The organism is Bacillus sp. DB-2 (assembly GCF_003315125.1).
GTDB lineage: Bacteria > Bacillota > Bacilli > Bacillales > Bacillaceae_G > Bacillus_A > Bacillus_A mycoides.
In genome coordinates this window covers 135,919-151,291 of the sequence record NZ_QNRN01000014.1, presented here as the reverse complement: position 1 = coordinate 151,291, position 15,373 = coordinate 135,919, and the positions used below count along the sequence as shown (strand labels likewise).

The following is a 15,373-nucleotide window of genomic DNA, read 5'->3' as shown; positions in this document are numbered from 1 at the left end:
TGAATGCTCTTATATTGTAATAAAGTATTGTTAATCTACTGCAAATGATTGTCTAAACTAATGTAAAAAAAGAGTAAAGCATCCACATGCTTTACTCTTTTTTTCTATTCGATAATATACTTGGCAGCTGTACATTAACTGCCAACTTATGAATAAATCCAAATACTAGTCCAATCCCAATAAATATGTATAAGATTGTAAATACCTTTCCGAAATCAGTTTGCGGACTAAAATTCCCATCACCGACAGTCGTCAACGTAACCACACTAAAATATAAAGCATCAAGAGGACGTAATCCTTCAACTGTACTATAAAAAATCGTACCAGATGTTAATGTTAAAAATGTTAATACGAATAATACTTGAAATTCTTTATCTTTCCACGCTCGTAAACAAGCTTTTAACATCCGTTTCAATGTCAACATAAATGAAAGCATTAGACTTCCCCTTCCAAACAAAATACCTGTAGTTAAAGGAAAGTCTATCACCTTTCTGTATAGAAAAAAAGTAGCCCTCTTCTATTTCTAGAAAAGGGCTACTTTTTACTATTCTCTATTATTTAGGTGAAACAAGAATTTTCACTTGTGTTTTATCTTTTACAAGTGCTTCAAATCCTTCTTCAACAACTTGATCCACTGTGATTTTTTTCGTAATTAATTTCTCTGCTTGAATTTGGCCAGAGCTAATTAATTTAATAACAGCTGGGAAGATATGACGGTATCCAAGAATACCGATAACTTCTTTTTCTTTTAATACAAGGTTGTTTGGAGTAATTGTCGCATCTTTTTCCCACACACTAACAATTACAGTTTGGCCTTCAAAGCTTGTACTTTCAATCGCTTGACGAAGTACTACTTCAACACCTGTTACTTCAAAACTCACATTTACACCTAAACCATTTGTTAGGTTACGAATTTCTGCTAGTACATCTTGAGTTGCTGGATTTAATACGTAGTCAGCACCTGCTAATTTAGCTAGCTCTTGACGTTCTTTAGAAAGTTCCACTGCGATAACAGGAGTTGCTCCTGCTGCTTTTGCTGCTTGGATTACAAGAAGCCCAATCGGACCACAACCAAATACCGCTACAGCTTCTCCCTCTTTTAATTTACTTTGACGTACTGCATGAACTGCTACTGCTGCTGGTTCTACAAGTGCACCTTGTTCATACGTCATTTCATCAGGAATATGGTGGACCATATCTTCTGGTACTACTGTATATTCAGAGAAACCGCCGCCTTCTCCGCCAAGACCGTGGAAAACAAGTTGTTCACAAACATTGTAATGTCCGTGTTTACAAGCTTCACATTTACCACAAGAATAAATTGGTTCTACAACGACGCGATCTCCCACTTTATGAGAAGTAACGCCTTCACCGATTTCAACTACCTCACCACTAAACTCATGACCTAAAATAACCGGTGCTTTTACGTGTGTTAATGGGTGCTCTTCTGTTGGAATAAAAATAGGTCCTGCTAAATATTCATGCAAGTCTGTTCCGCAGATACCACACCATTTAACTTTAATCTTAACTGCTCCTGGTCTTACAGTTGGTTCTGGTACTTCTTCTACTCGTACATCACGTTGATTATGCCAAAGTAGTGCTTTCATTTTATACATCCCTCTCTACGTATATACTTAACCTGGTGAAGTTTACAAATCTATTATAATACTTCTATCCATATATTTCAAAAAAACAATCTCATTTCCACTAAATTTTAACAAATAACGTTCAATATTTTGTCACTTTGTACTTTTTTCCACATCTGTTAATGCTAATTTCATTGCGGTTGAAATTAGCATTATGCCATAATAGCATAGGAGAGGTGAATATCGCTTGAAATATTTTATTTACTTTATTGTTATCGTAGCGTTTTTAGATACATTTTCACAATTACCTATTATGAGTACTTTCGCTCAAAGTCTTGGAGGAACCCCTCTTGTTATCGGGCTAGTTATCGGTATGTACTCATTCGCTAATATGATCGGTAATATTATCGCTGGAGCCGCTGTCGATAAATTTGGTGCAAAAAAAATCCTTTATATAAGCATGGGAATTACGAGTTTCATAGTCTTGTTATACACCGTTGTTCAAAGTGGTGAACAACTATTAGTTGTGCGCTTTATGCACGGTTTTAGTGACGGATTTTTAATTCCTGCTGCCTTTACGTTTTTATCAAAGCAAACGAATTCAGCAAGGCAGGGTAAAGCAATGGCTCTATCTGGTGCCGCTGTTGGAACAGCTGCAATCGTAGGACCTGCTTTCAGCGGCATTATGAAAGCAACAGCTGGTATAGAGTGGGTGTTCATTACTATTTCTATTTTAATGGTCCTTGGTACAATCGTATCTCTATTCTTCTTACCAAATAACGTATCAAGAAAAGATACATCAAGAACACAAATGCTGAACAAAGAAGATATGATGGAACTATTGAAATCAGAACCGTTATTACAAGCATATATTGGTGCTTTCACACTAATGTTTTCACAAGGGATTGTCACTTATATGTTACCAGTAAAAGTTGAGGCATTAGCACTTAAAGCATCTACAACAGGCATGATGTTAAGTGTATTCGGAATTACCGCTATCCTCTTCTTCTTACTGCCAACAAATCGCATTTACGATCGATTTAATCGTTCCAAACTAATGCTAATCGGGATTGCAGTAATGGCACTAGCGTTATCTTTACTCGGATTATTTGCAACAAAAGGCATGCTCTTTATCGTTATGATAATTTATGGAATTGGATTCGCTATCCTCTTCCCAGCAATTAATGCTTTACTTGTTGAAAATACAACAGATAGTAACCGAGGGAAAGCATTCGGATTGTTTTATGCATTCTTCTCGTTAGGAGTTGTTGCTGGCTCCTTTACAGTCGGAGCAATCGGGGCATCGCCTAGCGTCAGCTTCGTTATCGGAACTGCATTCTTGTTAACATTTGCTGGAATGATTTTTGTAAGAAGCAAAGTAAAAAAGACAATGATGGGTTAATTCCATCATTGTCTTTTTTTTAAATGCATATTGATATAATCCGTAATATAACGGAAAAGTTGGGATAATGCCAATTAATTTAAATACAAAAGGTAATGGCTCATCTTTCTCTTCATATAATCGTAAAACAAAAACTGCAGTTAAAGTCCAAATGATGCTAAATACGAAGATGCATTGCCAAACGATCGGCTTCAATATTTGTACATCAAAAACAAATCCAAATAGTCCTATCCATGTAATAATAGACACTACAAAATCAAACTTTTGAATCGGTGTTTGAAACATCCCTCTCACTAGCGAAGTAATAGCTAATATCGCTACAATTACCAAATAAATTTTCCACAACATAATGATAATCTCCTATTCAATTCAACTTTTAACTTTTAACTTTTAACTTTCAATAAACCATATTTAATGAATAATATGGCATTATATTTTTCATAGAAATAATACAACGGATAACAAAATAAGAAGAAAATAAGTACGGTTGGTACATTGTCTATAATAGAAAAATGTTTTACTAGCAATTCTTTAATACTCTCTCCAATAATAATAAACAGTGGGATAACACAGATTGCCGCTAATATTAAACATGGTGTTATCCTCATTTCTTTCAGCTTCACCTTACAATGCGGACACCTTAATGAAAAAGGATGTGGGATGTCGATAATATGTTGTGCAGTAATATTCTCTTCACATTGTGGACATGCAATTGTTTCTTTCATTTGTCCCCCCTCCTTTCTACTCATCAAAAAAGAGTTCTATTAAATAGAACTCTTTTTATTGCCTAATATATATTACTTTTGTATATAACCAAATATCAATGTAAATAAACTTACATATAAATGCAATACTACTTGCTCCTTTTAAAAAAGAAAATGAATAAATATCGACGATACTTCGACAATTTCCTCGGAAATATTTCTTTTCCACACATAATTTGATACACTACATATGGATAAACACTTGTATTACATAAGCTAAAATAATAACTTAATGTACAAATAAAAGAGCACACTCTTCATATGAAGAATGTGCTTTTATTTTATCCCGCATTAACGTCTAATCCAAACAGCACCTGCAGACTTATCATCTGCTTGTCCAACAACTTGGAATTTAAGGCCAAGGTTTGGAACTTTGCGTCCTGCGTCAGCAATTTGCTTATTACTGTATACCTTTGAATCATCAAACGTTGTAACACCTTGTAATCCAGTATAATTAAACTGTCCTCGTGTAAATGAATTTACACTCCATGAAGGTGTTTGATCAAATGAAAATGCAGCATCTGCAATTTGAATTCCAGTATTACCGTATGCTGGTTTCCCACCTAAATTTCCAACAATCGCTTCTGGATGAGAATCTACAACACCAAGGAAGCCTTCACCTGGATGTAACCCAACCCAGTTATCTTTGAAACTATCATCTGCATACCAAACGACAAGACCTGTATTATATACCGGACCTTTTCCCGCTTTTAATCCATTATCTGATCCAGCATAGTTTCTCCACTCTAGATAATAATAATGGGGTTTCTGTTCTGTCCCATCAGAAACAACGAATCCATTTAACTTCATTTTAGACTGTCCTTCTGCGTCATCTGAAAATACTACTTGTCCATCAACTGTTACATTTACATTATCCATTGCGAAACCTTTATATGTTAAAGCTGGATCTGTAATATAGTCGAATTGTAGTTTAACTTTCTTCCCTTTAAATGGACTTAAATCGTATGATTTATCAATCCATTTTCCATCTGTTGTATCTTTATCTTCTTGGACTATGTTTTCTCCCAATCTATCAATTAATGTTTTCGTTCCATCTTCAGTTACAGCATGTACTTCGATGAAATCACACTCTGCTTCTAGTTCATAATTCGCTTTATAATCAAATTTTGCATTTGTTCCTTTTGTTAAATCGAAGAATGGTGTTTCTAATGTCGTATGAATATCATCGCCTCTTGTACTATAGTATGCACGCTTTCCAAATCCAGGCTTAATTGTTTCAATACTCTTACCTGGTAAGTTGACACGTACGACACCTGGACGATTTGATTTTGTAACACTTTGATCAATATATGTAGGAACGCCTACACCACTCTTAATTTTATCGTAATCTACTTCTAAAATTTTCGCCCAGTTTCCACCCATATTCTTTTGTAAGAAATCTTTATTTTGTGGTGAAAAACTAGTTGGCTCTGTTCCTGCGATTTTTCCTGTCCAGCTACCTCCACTCATTAATGACCAAGCTTCGACAGGTGATCCCATTCCAGTATAATTCGTATCATACTCATCTGGTAAACCAAGGTCATGTCCAAATTCATGTGCAAACACACCTACTGCACCGTCTTCTGGTTCAATTGTGTAATCATGAGCCGCTACTTTTCCATCCCAATAAGGTACTTTAGCTGTTGTTCCTTCAATCGCTACTGGATCCCTTGCTAATTTAGATCGATGTGACCAAATTGCATCATCTCCTAATTTACCACCGCCAGCTTCTTGACCAACACCGGCATGAATTACCATTAAATGATCAATTACACCGTCCGGTTCATTAAGATTGCCATCGCCATTTGTATCATAACGGTCGAACTGATCGAATTGTGATAAATCTAATCCTTTATCCGCTGCAGCTTTTAATGCTTCTTTCACTAAATCACGCGCACCTTTTGGTCCTTTATTATCGTGACCGCTACTACCATCAGCACCGTAATCAGCAGCTTTTCCTGGCACAGTTAGCCACTCCGTTACATATCCGTCTGTCGTATAACTACCACCAGACTGCTCTTCATAATATTGTTTAAACGTTTTTACTTTCGAACCATCAAATAATGTGTACGGTTCATTACCAAATAACATTTTTTGATAATGCTCTCTACTAAAGTCATTCGAATACATATATCCTGGTGTTTGATCAATATTATTATGTTTATAATCACTAAATTCAACGAGTAATACTAATACTTTATCAGTTCGAACAGACCCTTTATACGGCGCTTGCTTTGCTTTAGAAGTTGGGACTTGTCCATTCAGTTGTTTTTTATTTGGTTCTGGCTTTTGCTCAGGACTCACATTTTTTTCAGGTTTCTTTACTTTCTCCTTTTCCTCCATTTTCTTCTCTTTTACTTTTTTCACGAAATCAGATGCCTCTTTAGCAGTATCCGCTGGAAGAATTTCTTTATTTGCCTGATCCCCTTGCTTCTTTTCAATATATTGCTCTACGGCCTTTTTTGTCTCTTCTTTAGACGATGCTGGATTAATTGTTCCTCTTTCTTTCAGCGCTTCCGCTAAACGATCTTCTTGAATTAAGTTATGATCAATTGGCGTTGTAGACACACCTTCTTTTGCTGACGTTTCTGCATATGCTAACGGAGCACTCATTACAGCTGAGCATCCGATGAGTGTTGCGATCGTTAATGATGACAACACTTTAAATGGCGCTTTTTTTCTCATTTTAATCATCCCCTTGTATCAATCTTAAACTTCAGATAAAAATATGTAATCTATCCTCCCTTGTATAATAAAAGACATGATTCTATAAGAAATAAGCTTTCTGTTATAGAATCATGCCCTCCAGTTTTCTGGTCAGACCCTCTATCTTTTTATGTCGAAATGTGAAAAATAAAGAGTGATTTGTATATATTAAATAGCTTATATTAAAAATTTAAAAGACAATATGCACAATTGCATGAAAATTCTTTCAAACAAAAAAAGAACCCAAGTTAATTAAACTTGGGTTCTCCATTTCGTATTATTTCTCTTGTGTTTTTTCCCAATCAGCTAAGAATTTCTCAATTCCTTGATCTGTTAATGGATGCTTCACTAATGAAGCGATTACGTTTGCTGGGATTGTTGCAATATGTGAACCGTTTAATGCTGCTTCTGTTACATGAACACTGTGACGGACAGATGCTGCAATGATTTCTGTTTCAATGCCGTGAATTGCAAAGATTTCTGCGATTTGGCGAATTAAGTCCATACCGTTATGACCGATATCATCTAGGCGACCTAAGAACGGTGAAACGTATGTCGCACCAGCGCGAGCTGCAAGTAATGCTTGCACTGCTGAGAATACTAATGTAACGTTTGTACGAATTCCTAAATCTGAGAATGCTTTTACTGCTTTTAAGCCTTCTGTTGTCATTGGAACTTTTACAACAACGTTTGGAGCGATTTTTGCTAACTCTTTTCCTTCTTCAATCATTTTATCAGCTTCTAAGCTAATTACTTCTGCGCTTACAGGTCCTTCAATAAAGCTGCAAATTTCACGAATACGCTCATGGAAATCTACGCCTTCTTTTGCTACAAGTGATGGATTTGTCGTTACTCCAGCTACTACACCTAATGCATTTGCCTCTTTAATTTCGTTAATGTTTGCTGTATCAATAAAAAATTTCATTTGTTATTCTTCCTTCCTAATTTTCATTTTATATTTATTTATTTTTTCTTAATAAGCTCTAATTCAATCGGAATAAATTTGTCCACTTTTTTACCTTGTGTTATCTCTTTCGCTGTTTCCATCGCCTTCTCTCCGATTAATTCTGGTTTTTGAGCGACTGTTGCTGCCATACGCCCATCTTTAACCGCTTTTACAGCATCATCTGTTGCATCAAATCCAACAACAACCACATCTGTTTTACCAGCAGATTTCAATGCCTCAATTGCGCCTAATGCCATTTCATCGTTATGAGCAAACACTGCTTTTATATCGCTATTTGCTTGCAAAATATTTTCCATAACGGATAATCCTTTTGCACGATCGAAATCAGCTGCTTGTTTTGCTACTACTTTTAAAGACTTATCAGCTACGTTATGGAATCCTTTCCCACGCTCACGAGCAGCAGACGATCCAGGGATTCCTTCTAACTCAGCAACATTTGTTCCTTCACCAACTAACTCCCGAATGTAATCACTAGCCATTTGACCACCTTCTATATTGTTGGAAGCAATATGAGAAACAACTTTACCTGAATTCGCAACCCGGTCTACTGTAATAACAGGAACATTGGCTGCATTAGCTGCACTTACCGCTGAAGCAACAGCATCTGAATCGGTTGGATTAATAACAATTACATCGACACCTTTTTGAATTAAATCTTCAACATCATTTGTTTGCTTCGCCGCATCATTTTGTGCATCAACAGCAATTAATTCAATGCCGCTATCTTTTGCCTTCTTTTCTGCACCTTTTTTCAACGTGACGAAAAATGGATTATTTAAAGTTGAAACAGAAAATCCAACTTTAATAGTTTTATTTCGACCTTTATCGCTAGAATCCTTTGCCCATTCTGGTGGTTCCATTGAACAACCAGCAGTAACTACCATGATGCATGCAACGAGTATCAGTAACCATTTTTTCATGAATTGCCCCTCCATTACGCTTCTTTTCGACGATCAATTAGTACAGCTAGTAAGATTACAAGTCCTTTTACAACTTGTTGGAAGAAAGAAGATACACCTAATAAATTTAAACCGTTATTTAGTACACCAATAATAAGCACACCGATGAATGTACCAACAATCCATCCTCTTCCACCTGAAAGACTCGTTCCTCCTAACACAACTGCAGCAATTGCATCCAATTCGTAAGAAGTACCAGCAGTCGGCTGTGCAGAATCTAACCTTGATGTTAAGACAATACCTGCAAGCGCTGCCAAAATTCCGGAAAGACCGTAAATCATTACTTTAATTCTCGTAACATTAATACCTGATAAAGCTGCCGCTTCTTCATTTCCACCAATCGCAAACGTACGGCGACCAAACGTTGTTTTCTTTAAAATAAAGTACAGTACTGCAAAAGCGATCATCATTGTAACGGCTGGCACAGGAATACCAAGGAAATAACCACGGCCAAACATTTGGAACATTAAATGATCACCAAGACCGGTGATCGGACGTCCGTCCATATAAACAAGCGTCAACCCGCGAAAAATAGTCATTGTTGCTAAAGTTGCAATAAACGGAGCTACTTTTCCCTTCGCAATAATAATACCGTTTACAATCCCCATTGCAAGACCTGCTAATAATCCAACTACCATTGCAAGGAACGGATCCATGCCACTTGCCATCATTCCGGCAACAAGTGCACTTGATAATGCTAAAATAGAACCTACCGATAAGTCAATACCCCCTGTTAAAATAACGAAGGTCATTCCAAATGCAATGAGTGCATTAATCGATACTTGGCGCAGTATATTAAATAAATTTGGAATTTCAATAAATGCTGGATTTAAAGCTGTAATTACCACGATAATTAATACTAACCCAATTAAAGAACCAAGTTGTTGTAATACATTCCCCTTCTTAGCCATATCTTACTCTCCCCCTGTAGCTAGTGCCATAATAGACTCTTGCGATGCCTGATCTTTCTCTAAAATACCACCGATTTTCCCTTCATGAATAACGAGAACACGATCACTCATTCCTAAAACTTCTGGAAGCTCAGACGATACCATAATAACGGCATCACCCTGCTCAGTAAGCTTATTCATAATAGAGTAAATTTCCTTTTTAGCCCCAACATCTACACCTCTCGTTGGCTCATCTAAAATGAGTAACTGCGGATGAATCCCTAGCCATTTTGCAATTACAATCTTTTGCTGATTTCCACCAGAAAGAGATTTTACAGCTTGCTCTCCGTTTGCTGCTTTCACATTAAGAAGCTTCATCATATCCTCTGTAAATTGCTGTTCTAAAGCTTTATTAACAACGCTTCCCTTTGAAAGACTTTCTAAATTTGGTAAAGCTAAATTTTCACGAATCGAAAAATCTAACACAAGCCCTTCAGATTTTCTATCCTCTGTAATAAAGGCAATTTGTTGTCTAATCGCATCAATTGGACTATCAATTTTTACTTCTTGTCCATTCATGAAAATTTTTCCTGAATCGAGCGGTTCATATCCAAATATTGCTTTCATAATATCCGTGCGACCAGCTCCCATCAAGCCCGCAACACCAAGGATTTCACCTTTTCTAACTTGAAACGAAACATTTTCAAATTTCCCCTTTTTCGTTCCGTTACGCATTTCAAAAATCACTTCGCCAATTTGACTATTTCGCTCTGGATAACGTTGACCAATACTGCGCCCCACCATCATGCTAACTACTTCATCAAATGATGTTTCTGGAATTAATCTCTTCCCTACATATTCTCCATCACGCAAAATCGTAATGGCATCACATATTGAAAAAATTTCTTCCATCCGGTGTGAAATATAAACGAATGAAACGCCCTCTTTACGTAATTTATTAATAACAATAAACAGCGTTTCAATTTCGCGATCTGTTAATGCTGCTGTAGGTTCATCCATAATAATAACGCTCGCCTTTGTCATTAATGCTTTAGCAATTTCAATAATTTGCTGTTGTCCAACTGATAATTCACCTGCTAGCATAGCACCTCTCACATGTAGACCAAGATCTGCTAATTGTTGCTGGGCAATCGCATTCATTTGACGCGTACGTAAAATGCCCGTTTTCCCATACATTAACTCTTTTCCAAGAAACATATTTTCAGCTACCGTTAAATTCGGTAATATGTTCAACTCTTGATGGATAAATGCAATACCATACTCTTCAGCTTCTTTCGCATTTTTAAAAGTTCGTTCTTTCCCATCAATCATGACTGTTCCACTGTCTTTTTTATATACACCTGTTAAAATCTTCATGAGCGTCGATTTCCCCGCTCCATTTTCCCCCATCAATGCATGGACTTCTCCTGTTTCAATCATAAACTGTGCGTTTTTTAGAACAGGATTACCACTGAACGCTTTTGAAATGTTCTTCATTTCAATATGCATTCTCATCACATCCCTCTATTAAAAAATCACGCCTGCATGTAAAATAACATTCGCATAAGGCGTTGCTTCTCCTGTACGAATAATCGCCTTCGCTCTCTTTGTATGCTCTTTAAATTCCTTATGAGACACATATTCAAATGCTGGCTCTATTAAACGCATCTCAACTTCTTTATTTACCACGTCATTATTCATAATGACTTCTTCTGCCAGCGTCACTTTTTCAATTGCCATATCATCAGCAACTACTTGTAATACGTCTAAAAAGCTAGGCTTTCCAATTTCAACTGCTAAATCAATTCGTTTTACTCCATCAGGAATCGGCAACCCGCAGTCTGCGATTACAATCGTATCTGTATGCCCAAGTGAAGCAAGGACTGCCGCGATTTCACTATTTAATACACCGTGTTTTTTCATCCAACAATCACCTGCACTTCACGTACTCTATCTCTCGTCGGCATACCGCCCTGTGCCCCAAGTTTCGTTACAGAAAGACCACCAGCAATATTAGCAAAACGAATAGCCTTTTGAAGTGTTTCTCCTTCAGAAAGCGCAACTGCTAACGCGCCGTTAAATGTATCACCAGCTCCAGTCGTATCTACTACATCTACAGCAATACTTGGAACTTGAACAACTTCCGTTCCATTATGGAAACGAACACCATTAGACCCTTCTGTCATCAATAGCTTATTTGGATATTTAGCCAGTAACTCTTCAATTGGTGATGTGAAATCATTTAATACGATGCGACATTCATGTTCATTCGGCGTAATATAAGTCGCTTTTTCTAAAATATCTTCTGATAAAAATTGTGCTGGAGCTGGATTCAACATAACTGGAATTTTATGCTCCTCACAAATAGCTAGAACGTATTTTACTGTTTCAAGCGGAATCTCTAGTTGAAGAACAACCATATCTGCTTTTACAAGAAGGTCTTTTGAACGATCTACAATCGACTCATTTACAAGAGCATTTGCTCCTTGTACGACAACAATACTGTTATCCTCTTCTGCTAAAACGATATGAGCGATTCCTGTCGTCCTATCTGTAACCGGTACCACATAGTCGATAAAAATGCGTTCGTTCTCCAAATTTTTTCTAACTACTGTTCCGTAATCATCATTTCCTACTGCACCAACCATCGCTACATTTGCTCCTAATCTAGCTGCAGCAACTGCTTGGTTGGCCCCTTTTCCTCCTGGTATCGTATGAAACGCTTCACCAATTACTGTTTCTCCTGCTTTCGGCCGTATTTTTGAAACAGCCACTAAGTCCATTGAAATGCTACCTACTACTGCAATATTTGGCATCTGTCTCATCTCCTTACTTCGTTGTATTTCGTTCTATAATTTCAATCGGTAAACGATAATGTTTCTCTTCTAATGGATTTCCTTCCATCTGCTCTAACAACAATTCTGTTGCAATTTTCCCCATTTCATAAATTGGCTGTGCAACAGTCGTAATAGATGGATACATCATTTCAGTTAAAGAAATCCCATCGAATCCAATAATTTGTAAATCGTCTGGAATAGAAATTCCCTTTTGAAGTGCAGCCTTTACAACGCCGATTGCAATTAAATCATTCCCAGCAACAATTCCATCAATATGCGGATATTCTTCTAATAATTCCACCGCGACCTGTTCACTATTAGCTGGATCGAATGTACTCTCTGCAATCATATAAGAAAGATTATTTTGCGTAATAACGTCTACAAAACCTTCAAAACGTTCATTAGCTGTGCTCACATCACGCGGTCCGCGAATATGTGCAATATGTTTACACCCTTTGTCTATTAATAACTTTGTCGCCGCCTGGCTCCCTGCATAGTTATCTGCATATACAGTAGGAATGCGCTCATTAAACATACGGTCAATCGCAACAACTGGAATAGACAAATTCATGTAATTAACACTATTTTGTGGATTCGTTGCTACAATAAATCCGTCCACATTATTTTGTCTAAGCACATCAATGTATTGCTTCTCTTTTTCTAAATTTTCATCAGAGTTACAAAGTACAACTGTGTAACCTTGCTTATGTGCTACATCTTCTACAGCACGTGCAACTTCCGGAAAGAATGGATTCACGATATTTGGAACAACTAAGCCAATTAAACGAGACTTTTTATTATATAAAGAACGCGCTACTGTACTAGGTTTATAATCTAGCATTTCAATTGCTCGCTCTACTTTTTTTAATGTATCCTCATGAACATATCCATTTTTATTTAACACTCTGGAAACGGTCGCAACAGATACCCCTGCTAATTTTGCAACGTCTTTAATCGTACTCATTCTCTTTTCTCCTCACTTCATGTAACCGTTTACATAAAATAATATAACGCATTTATAAAAATACGTCAATCATTTCTAACTAAAAAGCTTTTAAGGTTATACTCAAAAAAAGCATCGCCTTATGGCGATGCTTTTTTATTACGAATATGATACAGTTTTTTCCTTTTCTTCTACAGCAGGCTCTTCAGCACCTTTTTTACGATCAGACAGTTTAATTTTCTGTAAGAAAATCGTAAAGATAGCACCTACTACGATAAATACCAATCCTGTTAAGAATACAGTATGAAGTGAGTCCACTAAAGAGCTTTTCAAAATTGGTACGATGCTATTAGAAAATGCTTCTGGCATTTGTTTTAATGCCTCTGGACTAAATAGCATAGAATATAAACTTTGTGGATCTGTATGAATCATATCTTTAAATTTTGTTACCATTTGTCCCGCTTCTTTTGGGAATGTGTCTAATACAGGTACTAATTTATTTGTTAACGTTGTGCCTGAAGTGTTATTCATAATTGATCCTAAAATTGTAATCCCAAACGTTCCACCGATTTGACGGAAGAATTGACTTGATGATGTTACAACGCCAAGATCTTTTTTCGGGAAGCTTTCTTGTAATGCTAATGTTAATATCGGCATAACAAGACCCATTCCTAAACCGATAACCATCATATAAGAAGTAGCGGTAAGCTTAGTTGTGTGCATATCCATCGTTGTTAATAACCAGAAACCACTAGCCATAATAAGCATCCCTGTAATAATTTGTGGTTTCACACCAATTTTTAATACAAGCTGACCACCAATAATACTCATAACGATCATTGTAATCATCATCGGTGTCATAATCGTTCCTGATTCAGCAGCACTTACGCCTACAATTCCTTGCATAAAGAACGGTACGAACATAATTGCTCCAAACATTCCGATACTCATAAAGAAACCGATCGCATTCAGTAGTGTAAATGTGCGGTTTTTAAAGAAGTGCATCGGTAAAATTGGTTCTTCAGCCTTCGTTTCAACGATAATAAAGCTAACAATACCAATGGCAGCTAGTGCAAATAACCCGATAATTTGCCAAGAACCCCATGCATAATCTTTCCCGCCAAACGTTAACGCAAGTAATAAACTTACAACACCGAGAATCATCGTGAAGATTCCAGCGATATCAATTTTAATTGGTCCTGTTTGTTTATGTGCTTTTAATCCCATTGCAATAAAGATTGTCGCTAAAATACCAACTGGTAAGTTAATATAGAATACCCATCTCCAGTTCACTGCGTCTACAATCCAACCACCAACTTGTGGTCCAATTACAGAAGCAAGACCGTATAAAGCACCAAAAATCCCTTGCCATTTAGCACGTTCTTTTCCCGTGAACATATCTCCGATAATAATCATAGCCATTGGCATCATAATACCGCCACCAAGACCTTGAATACCACGGAAAATAATTAATTCTGTCATACCGTTGGCCATACCACATAACGCTGAACCAACCATAAAGATAATTAATCCTGCTATATATACGTTACGACGCCCAAGTAAATCCGCTAATTTACCTGCAATCGGTACAACCGTTGTTGATGTTAACATATAAGCTGTTGTTAACCATGTCATTAAACTTAATCCACCTAGTTCACCGACGATACGCGGCATTGCTGTACCAACGATTGTTCCGTCCAATGCAGCAAATAGCATTGCGATTACTAAACCGATTAACAACAACTTTCTATTCTGATTTTCTTGTTGCTCCATGTAATCTCCTCAATTCCTCTTAGTTTTTCTCTTTTTTCTCTTTTTTCTCTGGTTTCCCGCAAATAATTGTTTCTAGCTTTTCAAAGAGGCGCAACAAATCTTCCCTCTCTTGTAATTCTAAGTGTGAGAAGTATTTTGCAATATGCTCATTACGAGCCGCCATCGCTTCTTCTACTGTAGCTTTCCCCTTCTTCGTTAGCTCAATGACAACAACGCGGCGATCATTATCGTCGTGATAGCGCTCTACTAACCCATGATCAATTAAACGATCAGTCATTACTGTAATCGCGCTCGGTTTCACGTACATTTTCTCCGCCAATTGTGTCGCTCTTGAAGCTCCGTAATGATCTAAAATCTTTAAAATATAAAACTGCGGTGGTGTAAGTCCTGATGCTTGCATTTGTTCTAATAGCTCTGTTTGCATTTTCTTTCCTATAGCGAATGTAAGAGCTTGAATCTTATCAATATGAGTCATATCATTTGGCATGTTATCCACCTCTTATTTAAGCAATAAAATATTTAACGTATTTAAATATTAATCCCACA

General features: G+C 36.8%; 14 protein-coding genes and 1 pseudogene. 1 reads left to right on the top strand and 14 read right to left on the bottom strand.

Features of this window, described 5'->3' with window-relative positions; genetic code table 11:
- Window positions 1-91 precede the first annotated feature (91 nt).
- Window positions 92-436: a potassium channel family protein gene (locus DET63_RS22660; RefSeq protein ID WP_000948239.1), complete on the bottom strand. Its 345-nt coding sequence runs from the start codon at window positions 434-436 to the stop codon at window positions 92-94.
- Between the two features lie 118 nt (window positions 437-554).
- Complete coding sequence (bdhA, locus tag DET63_RS22655) at window positions 555-1,607, bottom strand: (R,R)-butanediol dehydrogenase (protein WP_000645834.1); 1,053 nt, start codon at window positions 1,605-1,607, stop codon at window positions 555-557.
- Window positions 1,608-1,833: 226 nt separating this feature from the next.
- On the opposite strand from bdhA, the gene DET63_RS22650 reads away from it, so the two are divergent.
- Window positions 1,834-2,988, top strand: coding sequence for an MFS transporter (locus tag DET63_RS22650; protein WP_113937917.1), 1,155 nt, complete (start codon window positions 1,834-1,836; stop codon window positions 2,986-2,988).
- 21 nt (window positions 2,989-3,009) lie between these two features.
- Here the strand turns inward: DET63_RS22650 and DET63_RS22645 are convergent.
- The 12 genes and pseudogenes from DET63_RS22645 to DET63_RS22590 form a co-directional block, all read right to left on the bottom strand.
- Window positions 3,010-3,336 (bottom strand): annotated as a pseudogene (locus tag DET63_RS22645) (hypothetical protein); the annotation flags it as partial.
- A 35-nt stretch (window positions 3,337-3,371) separates the two neighbouring features.
- Window positions 3,372-3,713 (bottom strand): hypothetical protein, encoded by a 342-nt coding sequence (locus tag DET63_RS22640; RefSeq protein ID WP_002029794.1) that lies wholly within the window; start codon window positions 3,711-3,713, stop codon window positions 3,372-3,374.
- 330 nt (window positions 3,714-4,043) lie between these two features.
- On the bottom strand, window positions 4,044-6,437 hold the full coding sequence (inhA2, locus tag DET63_RS22635; RefSeq protein ID WP_113937915.1) for a M6 family metalloprotease immune inhibitor InhA2: 2,394 nt from the start codon (window positions 6,435-6,437) through the stop codon (window positions 4,044-4,046).
- Window positions 6,438-6,735: 298 nt separating this feature from the next.
- Window positions 6,736-7,383, bottom strand: a complete 648-nt coding sequence (gene fsa / locus DET63_RS22630) for a fructose-6-phosphate aldolase (protein WP_000667669.1) — start codon at window positions 7,381-7,383, stop codon at window positions 6,736-6,738.
- Window positions 7,384-7,421: 38 nt separating this feature from the next.
- Entirely contained in the window at window positions 7,422-8,345 is a 924-nt protein-coding gene (gene rbsB, locus DET63_RS22625; RefSeq protein WP_002125255.1) for a ribose ABC transporter substrate-binding protein RbsB, read from the bottom strand.
- A gap of 14 nt (window positions 8,346-8,359) precedes the next feature.
- On the bottom strand, window positions 8,360-9,295 hold the full coding sequence (locus tag DET63_RS22620) for an ABC transporter permease subunit (protein ID WP_002029798.1): 936 nt from the start codon (window positions 9,293-9,295) through the stop codon (window positions 8,360-8,362).
- Between the two features lie 3 nt (window positions 9,296-9,298).
- On the bottom strand, window positions 9,299-10,783 hold the full coding sequence (gene rbsA / locus DET63_RS22615; protein ID WP_113937946.1) for a ribose ABC transporter ATP-binding protein RbsA: 1,485 nt from the start codon (window positions 10,781-10,783) through the stop codon (window positions 9,299-9,301).
- 18 nt (window positions 10,784-10,801) lie between these two features.
- On the bottom strand, window positions 10,802-11,197 hold the full coding sequence (gene rbsD / locus DET63_RS22610) for a D-ribose pyranase (protein WP_113937914.1): 396 nt from the start codon (window positions 11,195-11,197) through the stop codon (window positions 10,802-10,804).
- Entirely contained in the window at window positions 11,194-12,090 is an 897-nt protein-coding gene (gene rbsK / locus DET63_RS22605; RefSeq protein ID WP_113937913.1) for a ribokinase, read from the bottom strand. Before rbsK ends, rbsD begins: the two co-directional genes overlap by 4 nt.
- A 13-nt stretch (window positions 12,091-12,103) precedes the next feature.
- A complete protein-coding gene (gene rbsR / locus DET63_RS22600) occupies window positions 12,104-13,075 on the bottom strand; it encodes a ribose operon transcriptional repressor RbsR (RefSeq protein WP_113937912.1) in 972 nt (323 codons plus the stop codon).
- 138 nt (window positions 13,076-13,213) lie between these two features.
- Window positions 13,214-14,827, bottom strand: a complete 1,614-nt coding sequence (locus tag DET63_RS22595; RefSeq protein WP_113937911.1) for an MDR family MFS transporter — start codon at window positions 14,825-14,827, stop codon at window positions 13,214-13,216.
- A 19-nt stretch (window positions 14,828-14,846) separates the two neighbouring features.
- A complete protein-coding gene (locus DET63_RS22590; protein WP_002029807.1) occupies window positions 14,847-15,314 on the bottom strand; it encodes a MarR family winged helix-turn-helix transcriptional regulator in 468 nt (155 codons plus the stop codon).
- Window positions 15,315-15,373 lie beyond the last annotated feature (59 nt).

Excerpts from the sequence above, each read along its gene's own strand:
- rbsK (WP_113937913.1), bottom strand. The coding sequence starts at position 12,090 with ATGCCAAATATTGCAGTAGTAGGTAGCATTTCAATGGACTTAGTGGCT.
- DET63_RS22640 (WP_002029794.1), bottom strand. The coding sequence starts at position 3,713 with ATGAAAGAAACAATTGCATGTCCACAATGTGAAGAGAATATTACTGCA.
- rbsD (WP_113937914.1), bottom strand. The coding sequence starts at position 11,197 with ATGAAAAAACACGGTGTATTAAATAGTGAAATCGCGGCAGTCCTTGCT.
- bdhA (WP_000645834.1), bottom strand. The coding sequence starts at position 1,607 with ATGAAAGCACTACTTTGGCATAATCAACGTGATGTACGAGTAGAAGAA.
- inhA2 (WP_113937915.1), bottom strand. The coding sequence starts at position 6,437 with ATGAGAAAAAAAGCGCCATTTAAAGTGTTGTCATCATTAACGATCGCA.
- DET63_RS22660 (WP_000948239.1), bottom strand. The coding sequence starts at position 436 with ATGCTTTCATTTATGTTGACATTGAAACGGATGTTAAAAGCTTGTTTA.
- DET63_RS22590 (WP_002029807.1), bottom strand. The coding sequence starts at position 15,314 with ATGCCAAATGATATGACTCATATTGATAAGATTCAAGCTCTTACATTC.
- rbsA (WP_113937946.1), bottom strand. The coding sequence starts at position 10,783 with ATGCATATTGAAATGAAGAACATTTCAAAAGCGTTCAGTGGTAATCCT.
- DET63_RS22620 (WP_002029798.1), bottom strand. The coding sequence starts at position 9,295 with ATGGCTAAGAAGGGGAATGTATTACAACAACTTGGTTCTTTAATTGGG.
- rbsB (WP_002125255.1), bottom strand. The coding sequence starts at position 8,345 with ATGAAAAAATGGTTACTGATACTCGTTGCATGCATCATGGTAGTTACT.
- DET63_RS22595 (WP_113937911.1), bottom strand. The coding sequence starts at position 14,827 with ATGGAGCAACAAGAAAATCAGAATAGAAAGTTGTTGTTAATCGGTTTA.
- fsa (WP_000667669.1), bottom strand. The coding sequence starts at position 7,383 with ATGAAATTTTTTATTGATACAGCAAACATTAACGAAATTAAAGAGGCA.
- rbsR (WP_113937912.1), bottom strand. The coding sequence starts at position 13,075 with ATGAGTACGATTAAAGACGTTGCAAAATTAGCAGGGGTATCTGTTGCG.